This window comes from Halothiobacillus sp. (genome assembly GCF_028710545.1).
Classification (GTDB): Bacteria; Pseudomonadota; Gammaproteobacteria; order Halothiobacillales; family Halothiobacillaceae; genus Halothiobacillus.
Map to the genome: position 1 here is coordinate 1 of NZ_JAQTTX010000028.1, position 14,074 is coordinate 14,074.

Here is a 14,074-nt window from a genome sequence, read left to right on the forward strand (position 1 = left end):
CTCAAGCCGAACTGGTGTCTCATGCCCGAGACAATCAAACGGCGCTGACTCATCACCTTTTAACCACGCAAAGAGAAAAACCGCAAACGGCAGCACCCACTGTGAACGAGCGCCCGATGGATGAACCAGATGCTGATTCCAGTCATTCAACGAATACCGATGATCTTGGTTCGGTTCCCGATGCAGGCACCAAGTGATTGTTTTATAGCGTCTGATAAGATTCTTAAAACTTAATTAAACCCGCATTCTGTCATGGTTTGCGGGTTTTTTTATGCTTATAGCGTCGAGAAAGATTCACTCATGCCAATAGCGAACGCAACATCCAGGCATTTTTCTCGTGAAGTTCCATCCGGCGGGTCAGCAGATCCTGGGTTGGTTCATCGTGCGCCGCCTCGGCAACTGGGAACACTCCACGTGCCGTGCGCACCACGGCTTCTTGTCCTTTGACCAGATGGGCGATCATATCGTTGGCAGCCAACTTTTCATCTGGGATCGTAAAGGATGACAATTCCGAAAAACGGGTGAACGATGCGGGGGCAAACGCACCCAGCGAACGAATCCGCTCCGCGATTTCATCCACGGCGGTAAAAAGCTCTGTGTACTGAGTTTCGAACATCAGATGCAAGCTGTTGAACTGTGGCCCGGTCACATTCCAGTGGAAATTATGCGTCATTAAAAACAGGCTGTAGGAGTCCGCCAATAGTCGGCTCAAACCATCAGCAATGGACTGACGATCTTTTTCGCTGATACCGATGTGGATACCGTCGCTTGATGTCGATTCGGTGGTGATTTTTTTCTTAGCCATGACGTTCTGCTCCTGTAGTTTCAACGCACCCTATTCGTGGGCATGCTTAAACATAGCCCTTTACTGAATTAGGTGCAAATGTCATATTTCAATGACTTTGATTACCCGAATCTATCGCTCCCTGACCGTCTTCGCCAGTTGGAGAATCAGGTGATTCATCCATCGGAATCGAACATCCGATCACCTATCGGCGCGTAAAATCCTTACAATGTCCGGACTAATAATTCCCATATTCGAATAAGCCATCCAACCATGACCGAAACTTCACCATCCAGCCATTTTATCCGCGCCCGCATCGATGAAGACTGCGCTAAACAAACCTACGGTGCGAAGGTCGCAACCCGTTTTCCGCCCGAACCCAACGGATTCCTGCATTTCGGTCATGCCAAGAGTATTTTCCTGAACTTCGGCCTCGCCGAAGACTATCGCGCCGAGTGTCCGCAAAGCGCTTGTAATCTGCGTTTTGATGACACCAATCCGACGAAAGAAGAAACCGAATATGTCGATGCCATTCGCGAAGACGTGTCATGGCTGGGGTTCAACCCGGGGGCACGCGTGTTTTACGCTTCGGACTATTTCGAACGTCTGTATCACTGCGCTGAATTATTGATCGAGGCCGGACTGGCCTATGTGGACTCACAAGATGCCGATCAGATGCGCAATACGCGCGGCACCCTGACCCAGCCGGGCCAGAACAGCCCGTTCCGCGATCGCAGCATCGAAGAAAACCTGCATCTGTTCCGAGCCATGCGGGCAGGTGAATTCCCCGACGGCAGCCATATCCTTCGCGCGAAGATCGACATGGCTTCGCCCAACATGAACATGCGCGACCCGGCCATTTATCGTATCCGACACGCGCATCATCATCGTACCGGTGATGTCTGGTGCATTTACCCGATGTACGATTTTGCCCATTGTGTATCGGATGCGATCGAAGGCATCACGCATTCACTGTGCACGTTGGAATTTACCGATCACCGGCCGCTCTATGACTGGTTTTTGGCGCGCCTGGCTGAACTGGGGGAATTCACGCCCCCCCTACCGCAGCAGATCGAGTTCTCACGCTTGAATCTCACCTACGTTGTGCTTTCAAAGCGCAAGCTGATCCAGTTGGTGACCGGCGGTCACGTGGATGGCTGGGATGACCCTCGCCTGCCGACCCTCAAAGGCGCGCGTCGGCGGGGGTTTACCCCGGAAGGCTTCAAACTGTTTGCCGATCGGATCGGCGTATCCAAATCGGATAGTCTGATCGATTACAGCGTGCTGGAAGACTGCATGCGAGAAGATCTGAATGAACATGCCGAGCGCCGCGTGGCCGTGCTCGACCCGGTCAAGCTGGTGCTGACCAATTACCCGGAAGGACAAACGGAAGTTTGCCACGCGCCGAATCATCCGCATCACAGCGAATTGGGCAAGCGCGAAATTCTGTTATCTCGTGAACTCTGGATCGAGCGTGAAGATTTCATGGTCGAGCCGCCGAAAAAGTTCTTCCGCCTGACACCCGGTGCCGAGGTTCGCTTGCGTTACGGCTACATCATCAAATGTACCGGTTTCGATGCGGATGAGAATGGCCGGGTCACCTGTGTGTATGCCGAGTACGATCCTAATACCAAGTCAGGCACGCCCGGATCGGAATCACGCAAGGTCAAAGGCAACATTCATTGGTTATCCTGCCATGACGCCGTAGAAGCCGAGGTGCGCATCTACGACCGCTTGTTCAGCGTGCCCGCGCCCGGCGCCCGGCGCCCGGATGACCCCGAAGACATGGAACGGGATTTCCTCGACGACATCAACCCGGACGCCAAACGGGTTCAGATTGGAATGATCGAACCCTCGCTCGCCACCTGCGCGCCGGAATCGCGTTATCAATGGGAACGCAATGGCTATTTTGTTGCCGACCAACACGATCACAGCACGGCAAAACCGGTGTTCAACCGCACCGTGACCCTGAGAGATTCCTGGACGGCCAAATAAAAACCCGCATGCGGCATGAGCACAGGCGGGTTTGAGATCATTCGCCTCGTACCGGCGAATTACTTGGGAATATGATGTTCCACGGCCATTTCCGCGAAATCCAGCCCCCAAGCGGGTACTTTGCCCTTCAACTGCATGAATAATGTTTGATACTGCATTTTGAGCATATAGGGTACACGCCCCATTTTAAGCACTGCCGTATCGCCGCCGAACCAGGTATTTGAGCGAATGTAAAAGGCTTTGCCCCCGCCCATGTCGCCCAAACAATAAACAACTGGCTGCAAGGGCTTGTCTGCCTCTTCGGGTGACAATCGGCCCACGTCCTTGGCAATCTGCAAGCCGACGATTTCGCATTCCTGGTGGCCGATTGCACCGAGTTTCGGCATGGTAACCGCGGCGGCGTCACCGGCGGCAAACACATTTTTGTATTTGGGGTTACGCATCAGCAAATCGGTAACGACAAACCCTTCGCTGTCGCTGATCGGCAAGCCACGCATAAATTCATGCGCTTTCCAATTGGGAAAAACGATTTTAAGTTCCGCTTCGACCGATCGACCATCGGCAAACTCAATACCATCTTTGGTAATGCGCTTGATATCTTGCGTGTTGTTAAGGTAGTTGAAGCCCATCTTGGTCGCCAGATCGAGCAACTGCTTGACGACCGTTTCACCCGCATCCTCGGCAATCAGCTCGGCGGGCGTGAAAACGGTGATTTTGCTCGGCTCCCCCTGTTTGGTTTCATCCAAATAATGTGCAGCGGCCATCATCAATTCAACCGGTGGACCTTCACAGGCGGCGAGCGCATCGGGGATGCTGCCACCGGGATAAGGCTCCAGCCCTTTGGCCCCGTCCCCTTGAGTAAAACGCGCCGAACCAATCGCAATCGGGCCACCTTTGTAGCCACCGAAATGCAATTTCTGGCGTAGCTTTTCGCCCAGATACAAATCGCTGACGCTATCGCCAAACTCGGCAAAACCTTCGATGTCTTCAAAAGCCAAACGATTGCCCAGAGCGACCACCAGATAATCGTAACTCAAGGTCACAGCGGCAGCGCCCGGGCGTTCGTTGGGCGTGATGTGCACCACCTCGGAATCGACATCAATGGCATTCACTTCGGCCTGGATGAAATTGATCTGATCGTGGGCAAGCACGTCACGCAATTCCATACGCTGATGCATGGCCGGATTTCTGTTTTCAAACACATCGGCCGGAATGTTCGGCACAAATAACAAATAATCCTTTCGATCTACAACGGTAATTTCAACCGCATCACCCGCATATTGGCGGATTTTCTGCGCGCTGCCCAGACCGGCAAAATTGCTACCAAGAACAACAACATGGGGCTTGTGTTTCAACGTTTCCATAATCACCTCGTTCATTTACACCAAGGCCAAATAAAAATTTATCGGCTTATTAGTGACACAATTTAATTACAGGAGTTCAAAATCACTTCGCCCGCCCTCAAAAACGCTCATCAGAAAGCAGATTTCATTCGTTTCAAAACTGCTTTAACGGGGGCAAAACCAGAGCGATGTTCTGGGCAGGCACCAAACTCTATGAGCAAGGCTCGATGCCGCGCCGTGGGATAGCCTTTGTGTCTGGCAAATTCATATTGGGGATACTGTGCGTCCAAGGCCAGCATGAGCCGATCCCTCGTCACCTTCGCCAGAATCGAGGCGCTGGCAATCGCCGCGTCCCGGCCATCGCCACCCACCAGGGCATGACATTCCATGTTGTCCATTTTGGGACACTGGTTGCCATCGACATGAATACGCTCCAGTTTCCAACCCTGAGATCGCATATGGGTTTCAACTTCCATCACGGCGCGGCGCATGGCCAGCAGCGATGCCTGGAGAATATTCATCGAATCGATTTCCTGTACCGTCGCTTCGGCAATGGCGAAGGCTTGCGCGCGACGGGTTATTTCATTGAACAATTTGTCGCGTTGTCGTTCGGTCAGTTTTTTCGAATCGTTCACGCCAATGATCGGATCTTCCGGATACAAAACGACGGCGGCGGCCACAACGGGGCCTGCCAGCGGGCCTCGTCCGGCCTCGTCCACGCCCGCGTAGATTAATCCGGCTGGCTGCATCTCAAACAAAGGCAATTGCGGCATACTGTTCTCTTATTTTTTCTTTTGACCTATCCATAGCCCGACCATGACCGACTCCACTACGCCATCCGATTCGCGGCCTCTGCGTCTGTTTTTCGCTGCGGGCGAAGCTTCCGGCGACCATTATGCCGCCGAACTTTTCCAGCGGTTGAATACACTGCGTCCAGGCAGCGTCGCTCAGGGTCTGGGCGGGACGCAAAGCCGTGCTGCCGGCATCGATACGGTTGTTGATTTAAATACCGTTTCCGTCATGGGTCTGGTTGAAGTGCTCCGTCATTACGGGCAACTCAAACAGGCGTTGAACACTCTGATCAATGCCATGATTGCATTCAAACCCGATATTGTAATCGCCATTGATTTTCAGGAATTCAATCAGCGGCTTGCCAAGGCGGCACGGGCACACGGCATCAAGGTGTTGTTTTTTGTCGCACCGCAGGTATGGGCCTGGCGTCCGAAACGGGCAAAAAAATTCGCCGATGTCGCGGATCATCTGGCTGTTCTATTTGATTTCGAAGCGCCCTTGTTCACCCGATACGGACTGCCGACAACCCATGTCGGGCACCCGTTGCGCGACATGATCCCACCCGAATCCTGCAAAACCGACACCACCCGAAACCTTGTGCAGGCCGCAGCTCGGCAGACGCTCGAAATTGCACCCGCGGCCAAGCTGATCGGCCTGCTGCCCGGCAGTCGTCGCAGCGAAATCAGCCGCTTGCTATGCACTCAGCTTGCCACGGCGCAGCGCTTACTGAAGGCGCATCCGGATTGGTTGTTCGCCCTGCCCATCGCCGACTCCATTGATCCGGTGTGGTTTGAGCAGGAATTGGCGAAGTGCGCCATCTCGCCGGATCTGCGTGGCGCATTGACCTTGGTCAATGGTCACGCCAGAGAAGTCATGGCCGCAAGCGATGCACTCATCATTGCCTCGGGCACGGCCACGCTGGAAGCGGCGTTGATCGGTACACCGATGGTCATCGTGTACAAAACGCACCCGATCACGTACTGGCTGGCAAAGCATCTCGTGCATATCGAACGCATCGGCCTGCCGAATATCGTCTTGAACCGGAATGCATTTCCCGAATTGATCCAGAGCGCCGCGTCGCCGGACGCCATCACAAATAAAATCAATGAGTTGATGCACGAAACTGAAAGCCGAGCGAGCCAAATCACGGCACTGGCAGAAATTCCACAACATCTGGGCGAACCCGGCGCCTTGGCGCATCTGGCCAAGTTAGTGCTGAATCTGACAAGTGAAACACCCGCTACAGCGCTGCCAAAATAAAAATCAGCCTGCCGTACAGTAGCGGTGAACCAAGCGGCGCAACATCCTGACGGTATCGTCCAAAGCCGATAACTCGATGTATTCGTCCGGCTGGTGCGCCTGATCGATTCGGCCCGGACCGAACACGACCGTATCGCAACCCAGTTCCTTGAAGAATGGCGCCTCGGTGCCAAATGCCACGGTAATGGGCGCTTTGCCGCTGATTTCCGCCAATTCCCGCGCCAAGACGGAGTCATCGCCGCTGGAAAAAGGCTCAATGCCGGCCATCAACGACGTCATTTCGAATTCGAGATCCGTGTCATCCAGCACACGGGCAATCCGCTCCCGAAGCTCCTGGCGCAATTCAGGTCCACTCATACCGGGCAAGGGTCGTAAATCGAAATTCAGGACGCACTGCGGGCAAATCCGGTTCGGGTTATCCCCGCCGCAAATATGTCCGAAATTCAGGGTGGCATAGGGCACGAGAAAAGCCGGGTTACTCTGCCGCTTGAGTGATTCGCGCCAATTGGACAGATCGGCAAGCACGCGCGTCATCCCGTCGATGGCGTTGCGGCCCATTTGCGGGTTGCTTGAATGCCCGCTGCGGCCGGTAACGGTCAACGATTCCATCATCACGCCCTTGTGCATATGCACCGGGGTGAGATCGGTCGGTTCGCCGATGATGCAGTACTTCGCCCTCGGTCGCCTGAGCCGAGCCAACAGCCGCGCGCCGTCCATGGTGCTCTCTTCATCGGCGGTGGCAACGATAATGAGTGGATGATGCAGATCTTCCGGTTTCAATCCGCGTGCCGCTTCAATCGCCAGAGCCAGAAAGCTTTTCATGTCGGCGCTGCCGAGACCGTAACCCCGCCCCTGATCGACCGTCCAGCGGAATGGATCATGCTGCCAACGCTTGTCATCCCACGGCACCGTATCGGTATGCCCCGCGAGGATCAGGCCGTCATCACCGGTGCCCAGCGTGGCGATCAGATTGGCTTTGTCGATATGGCCTTCCAGCGGCAGGATTTCGACGCTGAATCCGGCCGATTCCAACCAACCGGCCAATCGATCGATCAACGCCCGATTTCCCATATCGAACTGAGGCATCACACTGCTCACCGACGGCGTGGCAATCAATTCATTCAGCATGTGCGACAGGGCGGGCGCGGCCATTTTGATTATTATTCCTGAGCTGGGAAAAGGGCATCGACGCGCTGGAATCCGCGCGGCAGGATGCGACCACGACTGGCGCGCGCACCACCGTAGTTTTCAAAGTCCACACCACGCAGGATCACGCTCCGTGCACCGGACTGAACCTTGAGCGATTCGCCTTCGGCCAAGGCACAGGTGGCAATTAATGTTGCCCCGGATTTCAGCCCCATCAGCTTGTTGCCGCGGCCTTTGCCCAGTTGTGGAATGTCGGTACGTTCGAGGATCAGCACGTGACCATCACTGGATGCGAAGGCAATGCGCTCGATCGTATCGTTCAAGCGAATCGGCGCACCGAGTGTGGCACCGTCTTGCAGACTCACGATCACCTTACCGGCACGCTGGCGACTGAGCAGTTCCTCAAACGGCGTGATGAAGCCGTAACCGCCGCTTTGCCATAACAAAACGGCATCCTGATCATCGGCCATCACCATTTGAATAAATTGCGCGCCGGTCGGCGGGCTGAGCCGCCCGGTCAATGGCTCGCCCTGCCCTCGCGCAGATGGGAGGCTATGCGCAGCCAGCGTGTAGGCCCGGCCGGTATCGTCGAACAGGATGACCGACTGCGTGGATTTGCCATTCATGTGGGCGAGATACTCATCCCCCGCCTTGTAGGACAACGCAGCCGGATCGACATCATGCCCCTTGGCGGCGCGGATCCAGCCATTCTTGCTCAACACGACGGTGACCGGTTCACTGGAAATGAGGGCCGTTTCGGCCAATGCCTGTGCTGCGCCGCGTGTGACCAAACGCGAACGCCGCGCATCGCCGTATTTTTGGGCATCTTCCTGCAGTTCGTCGCGCAGCAGATTACGCAAGCGGGATTCATCGGCCAGCAAGCCGCGCAGAACCTCTGCTTCGGCCACCAATTCACCCTGCTCTTTCTTGATCGCGATTTCTTCGAGTTTGGCCAGTTGCCGCAAGCGAATTTCCAAAATCGCCTCGGCCTGACGCTCGGTGAGATCGAACCGGGCAATCAATTCGGCCTTGGGTTCGTCGGCTTCGCGAATGACGGCGATGACTTCATCGATATTGAGGAAGGCAATCAGAAGGCCGGCGAGAATCTCCAACCGGTACTCCACCTTCGCCAGACGCCAATTGATGCGGCGGGTCAGCGTCTGACGGCGGAACTGCAACCATTCGGCCAACAGATCCTTGAGATTCATCACTCTGGGACGGCCATCGAGCGCGATCACGTTCATGTTCACGCGATAGCTCTTTTCAAGATCGGTGGTCGCAAACAGATGAGCCATCAATGCTTCAGTATCCACCTGTCGGCTGCGCGGAATGATCACCAGGCGGGTGGGTGCCTCGTGGTCGGATTCGTCGCGAAGATCCGTCACCAACGGCAGTTTTTTTGCATTCATCTGGGCGGCGATCTGTTCGAGAATCTTGCTTCCCGACACCTGAAACGGCAGCGCCGTGATGATAATTTCACCCTGTTCGACTTCATAGCGCGCCCGCTGGCGAACCGAGCCCGTGCCGGTGCGGTACATCTGGATGATGTCTTCCGGTGGCGTGATGATTTCCGCCTCGGTGGGAAAATCCGGGCCGCGCAGATGGCGACAGAGGTCGTCCACAGTGCTATCGGGCTCGTCCAGCAACGCGATGGTGGCCGCGACGACTTCGCGCAGGTTGTGCGGGGGAATATCGGTGGACAAGCCCACGGCAATGCCCATGCCGCCATTGAGCAATACATTCGGCAAACGCGCGGGCAGCAGCGTGGGTTCTTCCAGCGTGCCATCGAAGTTGGGTTGCCAATCGACCGTGCCCTGCTCCGCTTCGGCCAATAAGCTATGGGCGTAGGCCGTGAGCCGGGATTCGGTGTAGCGCATGGCGGCAAAGGATTTGGGATCGTCCGGTGAACCGAAGTTGCCCTGACCATCGATCAGCGGATAACGATACGAAAACGGTTGCGCCATCAGCACCATCGCTTCATAACAGGCCGAATCGCCATGCGGATGGAACTTGCCGATCACATCACCGACCGTTCGCGCCGATTTCTTGTGTTTGGATGCCGCCGTCAGTCCCAGTTCACTCATGGCATAGACGATGCGGCGCTGCACGGGTTTGAGGCCATCACACACACTCGGCAACGCGCGATCGAGAATCACATACATCGCGTAGTTGAGATAGGCCTGTTCGGAAAATTCAGCGATCGACCGGCGCTCGAAACCGTCGGTGCCGCTTTCATTATTCGCAGGGCCGTGGTCAAACTCATCTAAACTCATGACATCCTCATTATTTTATGCCGCAGGGTTAACTTGTCGGCAGCGCCGTCCGGCGCGCAGGGTTGAATCGCCGCAGCGCAAATACACCCAAGAGTGCAAACAGCACGGGCGGCACCGCTGCACTCAAAAACGGGACAAGCGGGTGACCCACGCCGTACACCGGTGCAAACGCCGAAACGATCTGTACCAAGGTGAGGTAAACCACGCCGAGCACAATGGCGATAAACAACCAGCGACCGGCGCCACCGCCACGTTGCGGCGCAAACACAAAAGGCAAGGCCACAAACAGCATCACCAACACGGAAATGGGCGCAAACACCCGCGCCCAAAGTGCGGATGAATAGGCGGAGGCGTCCAACTTATTTTTATGCAGATAGTCCACATAGGATTGAAGTTGCAGAATGTTCATATGCCGTGGATTGAGCACGGCAATATTCAGGATTTTCTGCGAGAACAAGCGCACGTGCTCCTGCACGGGGGCGGTTCTCACCTTGACGCTGTTTCCGGGAACAGTCGTGTCGAGCGTGGATTCTTTCACATCGTACAGACGCCATAAATCCCCGCCTTCGCTGGTCGCATAACTCGCCGACAATAGCTGAACAGGCTGGCTTTGCGCATTGACCGTGAACACGCGCACATGATTCAAACGCCCGCCGACGATGGCCTGACCCACATTGATGAAACGGTCCCCATCGCGCAACCACAAACCGGACTTGAGATTCATGCTGACGCCGGTTCCCTGGGCTTCCGCCCGCGACTGATTGGCTTTTTCCTGCCCCCAGGCACCGACCGTCTCGCCCATAAACATACCAAGCAAGGCAAGTATCGTGGCACCGAGCAAGACGGGACGCGCGAGACGGAACATCGACATCCCGGAACATCGCATCACGGTGAGCTCCGAATGTGCCGCCAGATTACCCAGACTGAGCAGGCCGCCGACGAGCACCGCCGCCGGATAAAAATCGTAGAGATAGCCCGGCGTAGTCAACAGCACAAAGGACAGGGCATCTATTGCACTGTAGGTTGCATTGACCTTCGGTAATTCATCGATGGCGCCGAAAACGATAATCAGCAATCCGAACGCGGCCGTGGAGGCCAAGCCACCGACAACAATCGCTCGAATCAGATAACGATCAAGCGTACCCATGTCGTCTCCGGAACAGGCGTTGCCACAGTCGCCGCGAACCACCACTCATCCACCAGAGCAGCCAAAGCCACAAAAGAATGAATGCCCCGTGCGTCAAGATCAGCCCCTGCCACAACGTAAGCTCACCGTGCTTGATGACGTTCTCCATCAGGGCAATCAAATTGAAATACAAGGCATAGAGCAGAAAGGCCCAGAAGAGTCGGCCATACCGACCCGATCTGGGTTTGGCTTGGGCCAGAGGAACGGCAATCAAGGCAAGCACAAGCACGGTCAGCGCTTGCGAGAGGCGGTAATAGAATTCGGCCTGATCGCCGGGCAAATCCGAATGCAGCAGCTGCAGGGATGATTTCCTGTTTTCCTGAGTGTTTTCCGTGTCCGCCTGCCCCGGCACAAGAATTTCATGGGTTTGATAGTCAATTACAGACCAGTCCTGCTCACCCGCTACCCCCTGAATTCTTCGACCCTGTTCCAACACCACATATCGATGCCCAGCAGAGTCCGTCATCAATTTACCGAAGGGTGCCATTTCAACCCCCGGCTTTTGGCGAGCATTTTTTCCATTCGTGGGTTCATTGAATGCGAAGATATCCGAATAACCATTACCGGACTTACTCCCGATATACAACACCGCTCTACCGGACGGATCTTCAATAAAACGGCCAACCGGCAGTTGATTAACCACTTGTTGACCGCGTGCGGCGTCGATCATCCGTGACTGAACCTGCTGCAGTGCCGGGTAACCGATCAGCGAAATACTGGCCGTCAACAGGCTGACTGGTATAGCCAGCCAGAGGATGGCCTGGCTTAGATGCCGGGGCCCATAGCCGCAGGCACGAAGGACGGTCAGTTCCGAATCCCGACTCATCCGCCCCAGGGCGAACATCAAACCGATGAACAACCCCACCGGCAACACATAGATCAACAGCTTGACGGCGTTGAAGCCCATCATCGCGGGGATCAGGCTTGAGGGCAACGTACCGTCCGCTGCCGCAGAAAGTGAACGAGCAAGCAGATTCGCCAGCATGATGAGCATCACGATCAAGGTCACCCCAAGGGTGGCCACACTCGCCTCGCGCAACAGATAACGATTCAGAATCGGCATGAAATCAGCCGTTCAGATGTTTGGCAATCAGACCATATTTCAAGCGGTCGCCAAATGCCCCGGCGCCTTCCGGCAACTTGAGGCGAACCTTGTAGCCACCACCCGGCGCTTCGGTCATGGCAGCACCCTCCAAGGTTTGCATATCGGCCAGTTGCTCGATGCGGTTGCCGTCGGGCAGCATGAAGGTGACCGAATCACCAACGGCCAACTTGTTCTTGATATCCACCTCGGCCCAATCGCCCTGCACCGAGGTGATCTCGCCTACGAACTGCTGCTCGCGGTGTTTGGAAACACCCTCGATGTAGTTCTGATATTCCTTGGTGTGATGCCGTTCAAAAAATCCGTCGGTATAACCGCGATGTGCGAGATTATCGAGTTCGGCAATCAGATTCGGGTCGAAGGGGCGACCGGCCACCGCATCATCGATCGCTTGGCGATAAACCTGCGCGGTTCGCGCCACGTAATAGTGCGATTTGGTCCGGCCCTCGATCTTGAGGCAATCCACACCGATTCGCGTCAGCGCCTGGACATGTTCCACCGCGCGCAAATCACGGGAGTTGAGGATATACGTGCCGTGCTCATCTTCTTCGATCGGCATCAGTTCGCCCGGTCGATTCGGCTCTTCAATGAAGTACACATCGTTGGCCTTGGGATGGCGGTTATCGCTTCCCGTCGGGCCGAATGCTTGCTCTGCACCCGAGAAATCGAAGCCTTCCATGGCCGTGGCACCACCCACGGCATCGAGCGGGATAATCGACGATTCCGCCGGGCGATAGACACCGGACAGATCTTCCGTCGCGGCCTCGGTTTTATATTCCCAGCGGCAGGCATTGGTGCAGGTGCCCTGATTCGGATCACGATGATTGAAGTAGCCGGAAAGCAGGCAGCGACCCGAATAGGCGATGCAAAGTGCGCCGTGAACGAATACTTCCAGCTCCATATCCGGGCAGCGATCACGAATCTCGCTGATCTCATCCAAAGAGAGTTCACGCGAGAGAATCACCCGCGAAATACCCGCGTTTTTCCAGAACTGCACCGTCGCCCAGTTGACGGTATTGGCCTGTACGGAAAGATGAATCGGCAGATCCGGCCACTGCTGACGCACCATCATGATCAGGCCGGGATCGGCCATGATGAACGCATCCGGCTGCATCTCGACCAGCGGTGTCATGTCCTTGATAAATGTTCTGAGCTTGGCGTTATGTGGCGACAGATTCACTGTCATGAAAAATTTCTTGCCCGCCGCATGCGCTTCATCAATGCCGATGCGCAGATTATCTTCAAGAAAATCATTGTTACGCACCCGCAGGCTATACCGAGGCAGCCCCGCATAAACGGCGTCGGCACCGTAGGCAAAGGCGTAACGCATCGATTTGAGCGTACCGGCAGGAGATAACAATTCAGGCGCTTTCATTCACATTGACTCAATAACACTTAACAAGACCGTATTGTAGCTTGTTGAGCCTGAACTACTCACACCCATTCGCCGTGATTTCTTTCTCAGGTTTTTCTGGTCGCTAGTGCACCGGTACCCGACCAAACAATTCATGCACTAGTTGAATAAATATTGTATAAGTCTAGTACAACTTAAAAATGATAGGAGTAATCCATGCTTGTTCGCCTTATCTACGTTTCCAGGCTCGCGCCTGATTTAGATTATCGTGCCATCAAGGATATTCTGGCCGCCTCGCAACGCAACAACAAACCTCGAGGCGTATCCGGTTTATTGATGTTCAATTCGGGATTTTTCCTGCAATGGCTTGAGGGTGAGCGCTTGGCCGTCAACGAGCGCTTTGCGCGGATCAGCCAAGACCCGCGGCACACCGCCCCCGTGTTGCTGGACTATCGGGAAGTCGTCAAACGCCAATTCGCGGACTGGAACATGGGTTATCTCGGTGAGGGATCAATCAACAAAGCCACTTTTTATGAATACAGCGGCACCGATACCTTTGATCCGTACACCTTGAGCGGCGACTCCGCAGCGGCCTTGATGCTGGCCTTCATTGACAACGTCCCGCTAATCAAATCGAACAATGGCTAATGGTTCCATGCACGAGAGTGCAATCAAACGAAGGCCGAATGATAAGCACTTACTACCCCGGAAAACCTGTTGTCATTGCCAGCGTCCCTTCACGTGGCGCAAGAAATGGGCACGGGATTGGCCCAACCTGAAATACTGTTCCGATCGGTGCCGCGCGCAAGCAAAATCCATTCAGCCTGATCGACACTAAA

Annotated in this window: 13 protein-coding genes; 5 read left to right on the plus strand and 8 right to left on the minus strand. The window is 55.2% G+C overall.

Features of this window, described 5'->3' with window-relative positions:
• On the plus strand, positions 1 to 197 hold a 197-nt coding region (locus tag PHD44_RS07145), incomplete at its 5' end, for a hypothetical protein (RefSeq protein WP_300189717.1).
• Positions 198 to 298: 101 nt separating this feature from the next.
• On the opposite strand, the gene PHD44_RS07150 is transcribed toward PHD44_RS07145, so the two are convergent.
• Positions 299 to 805 (minus strand): Dps family protein, encoded by a 507-nt coding sequence (locus tag PHD44_RS07150; protein ID WP_300189720.1) that lies wholly within the window; start codon positions 803 to 805, stop codon positions 299 to 301.
• Positions 806 to 1,057: 252 nt separating this feature from the next.
• Between PHD44_RS07150 and PHD44_RS07155 the strand changes: the two genes are divergently transcribed.
• On the plus strand, positions 1,058 to 2,779 hold the full coding sequence (locus tag PHD44_RS07155) for a glutamine--tRNA ligase/YqeY domain fusion protein (protein ID WP_300189723.1): 1,722 nt from the start codon (positions 1,058 to 1,060) through the stop codon (positions 2,777 to 2,779).
• A gap of 59 nt (positions 2,780 to 2,838) precedes the next feature.
• Here PHD44_RS07155 and PHD44_RS07160 read toward each other — a convergent pair whose 3' ends face one another.
• Both PHD44_RS07160 and rnhB read right to left on the minus strand, forming a co-directional pair.
• Positions 2,839 to 4,143, minus strand: a complete 1,305-nt coding sequence (locus tag PHD44_RS07160; protein WP_300189725.1) for an FAD-dependent oxidoreductase — start codon at positions 4,141 to 4,143, stop codon at positions 2,839 to 2,841.
• A gap of 110 nt (positions 4,144 to 4,253) precedes the next feature.
• Entirely contained in the window at positions 4,254 to 4,895 is a 642-nt protein-coding gene (gene rnhB, locus PHD44_RS07165) for a ribonuclease HII (RefSeq protein ID WP_300189728.1), read from the minus strand.
• A 43-nt stretch (positions 4,896 to 4,938) separates the two neighbouring features.
• Between rnhB and lpxB the strand changes: the two genes are divergently transcribed.
• Positions 4,939 to 6,174, plus strand: a complete 1,236-nt coding sequence (gene lpxB, locus PHD44_RS07170; RefSeq protein WP_300189729.1) for a lipid-A-disaccharide synthase — start codon at positions 4,939 to 4,941, stop codon at positions 6,172 to 6,174.
• 3 nt (positions 6,175 to 6,177) lie between these two features.
• On the opposite strand, the gene argE is transcribed toward lpxB, so the two are convergent.
• Genes argE through yegQ form a run of 5 tightly spaced genes read right to left on the minus strand, consistent with a single transcriptional unit; the run spans position 6,178 to position 13,256 of the window.
• A complete protein-coding gene (gene argE, locus PHD44_RS07175) occupies positions 6,178 to 7,326 on the minus strand; it encodes an acetylornithine deacetylase (RefSeq protein ID WP_300189732.1) in 1,149 nt (382 codons plus the stop codon).
• Positions 7,327 to 7,334: 8 nt separating this feature from the next.
• Positions 7,335 to 9,593 (minus strand): DNA topoisomerase IV subunit A, encoded by a 2,259-nt coding sequence (parC, locus tag PHD44_RS07180; protein WP_300189736.1) that lies wholly within the window; start codon positions 9,591 to 9,593, stop codon positions 7,335 to 7,337.
• Positions 9,594 to 9,621: 28 nt separating this feature from the next.
• The gene (gene lptG / locus PHD44_RS07185; protein ID WP_300189739.1) at positions 9,622 to 10,740 is read right to left on the minus strand and encodes an LPS export ABC transporter permease LptG; all 1,119 of its coding nucleotides are present in this window, start codon (positions 10,738 to 10,740) and stop codon (positions 9,622 to 9,624) included.
• Complete coding sequence (gene lptF / locus PHD44_RS07190) at positions 10,727 to 11,842, minus strand: LPS export ABC transporter permease LptF (RefSeq protein ID WP_300189741.1); 1,116 nt, start codon at positions 11,840 to 11,842, stop codon at positions 10,727 to 10,729. The genes lptG and lptF overlap by 14 nt, the downstream gene beginning before the upstream one ends.
• 4 nt (positions 11,843 to 11,846) lie before the next feature.
• Entirely contained in the window at positions 11,847 to 13,256 is a 1,410-nt protein-coding gene (gene yegQ, locus PHD44_RS07195) for a tRNA 5-hydroxyuridine modification protein YegQ (protein ID WP_300189742.1), read from the minus strand.
• A gap of 195 nt (positions 13,257 to 13,451) precedes the next feature.
• On the opposite strand from yegQ, the gene PHD44_RS07200 reads away from it, so the two are divergent.
• A complete protein-coding gene (locus tag PHD44_RS07200; RefSeq protein WP_300189744.1) occupies positions 13,452 to 13,883 on the plus strand; it encodes a BLUF domain-containing protein in 432 nt (143 codons plus the stop codon).
• A 7-nt stretch (positions 13,884 to 13,890) separates the two neighbouring features.
• On the plus strand, positions 13,891 to 14,073 hold the full coding sequence (locus PHD44_RS07205) for a DUF2256 domain-containing protein (protein WP_300189786.1): 183 nt from the start codon (positions 13,891 to 13,893) through the stop codon (positions 14,071 to 14,073).
• Position 14,074 lies beyond the last annotated feature (1 nt).

What these genes read in the sequence shown, in the direction of transcription:
- PHD44_RS07150 (WP_300189720.1), bottom strand. Translation starts at nt 805, where the DNA reads ATGGCTAAGAAAAAAATCACCACCGAATCGACATCAAGCGACGGTATC.
- lptG (WP_300189739.1), bottom strand. Translation starts at nt 10,740, where the DNA reads ATGGGTACGCTTGATCGTTATCTGATTCGAGCGATTGTTGTCGGTGGC.
- lpxB (WP_300189729.1), top strand. Translation starts at nt 4,939, where the DNA reads ATGACCGACTCCACTACGCCATCCGATTCGCGGCCTCTGCGTCTGTTT.
- PHD44_RS07200 (WP_300189744.1), top strand. Translation starts at nt 13,452, where the DNA reads ATGCTTGTTCGCCTTATCTACGTTTCCAGGCTCGCGCCTGATTTAGAT.
- rnhB (WP_300189728.1), bottom strand. Translation starts at nt 4,895, where the DNA reads ATGCCGCAATTGCCTTTGTTTGAGATGCAGCCAGCCGGATTAATCTAC.
- argE (WP_300189732.1), bottom strand. Translation starts at nt 7,326, where the DNA reads ATGGCCGCGCCCGCCCTGTCGCACATGCTGAATGAATTGATTGCCACG.
- yegQ (WP_300189742.1), bottom strand. Translation starts at nt 13,256, where the DNA reads ATGAAAGCGCCTGAATTGTTATCTCCTGCCGGTACGCTCAAATCGATG.
- PHD44_RS07155 (WP_300189723.1), top strand. Translation starts at nt 1,058, where the DNA reads ATGACCGAAACTTCACCATCCAGCCATTTTATCCGCGCCCGCATCGAT.
- lptF (WP_300189741.1), bottom strand. Translation starts at nt 11,842, where the DNA reads ATGCCGATTCTGAATCGTTATCTGTTGCGCGAGGCGAGTGTGGCCACC.
- parC (WP_300189736.1), bottom strand. Translation starts at nt 9,593, where the DNA reads ATGAGTTTAGATGAGTTTGACCACGGCCCTGCGAATAATGAAAGCGGC.
- PHD44_RS07160 (WP_300189725.1), bottom strand. Translation starts at nt 4,143, where the DNA reads ATGGAAACGTTGAAACACAAGCCCCATGTTGTTGTTCTTGGTAGCAAT.
- PHD44_RS07205 (WP_300189786.1), top strand. Translation starts at nt 13,891, where the DNA reads ATGCACGAGAGTGCAATCAAACGAAGGCCGAATGATAAGCACTTACTA.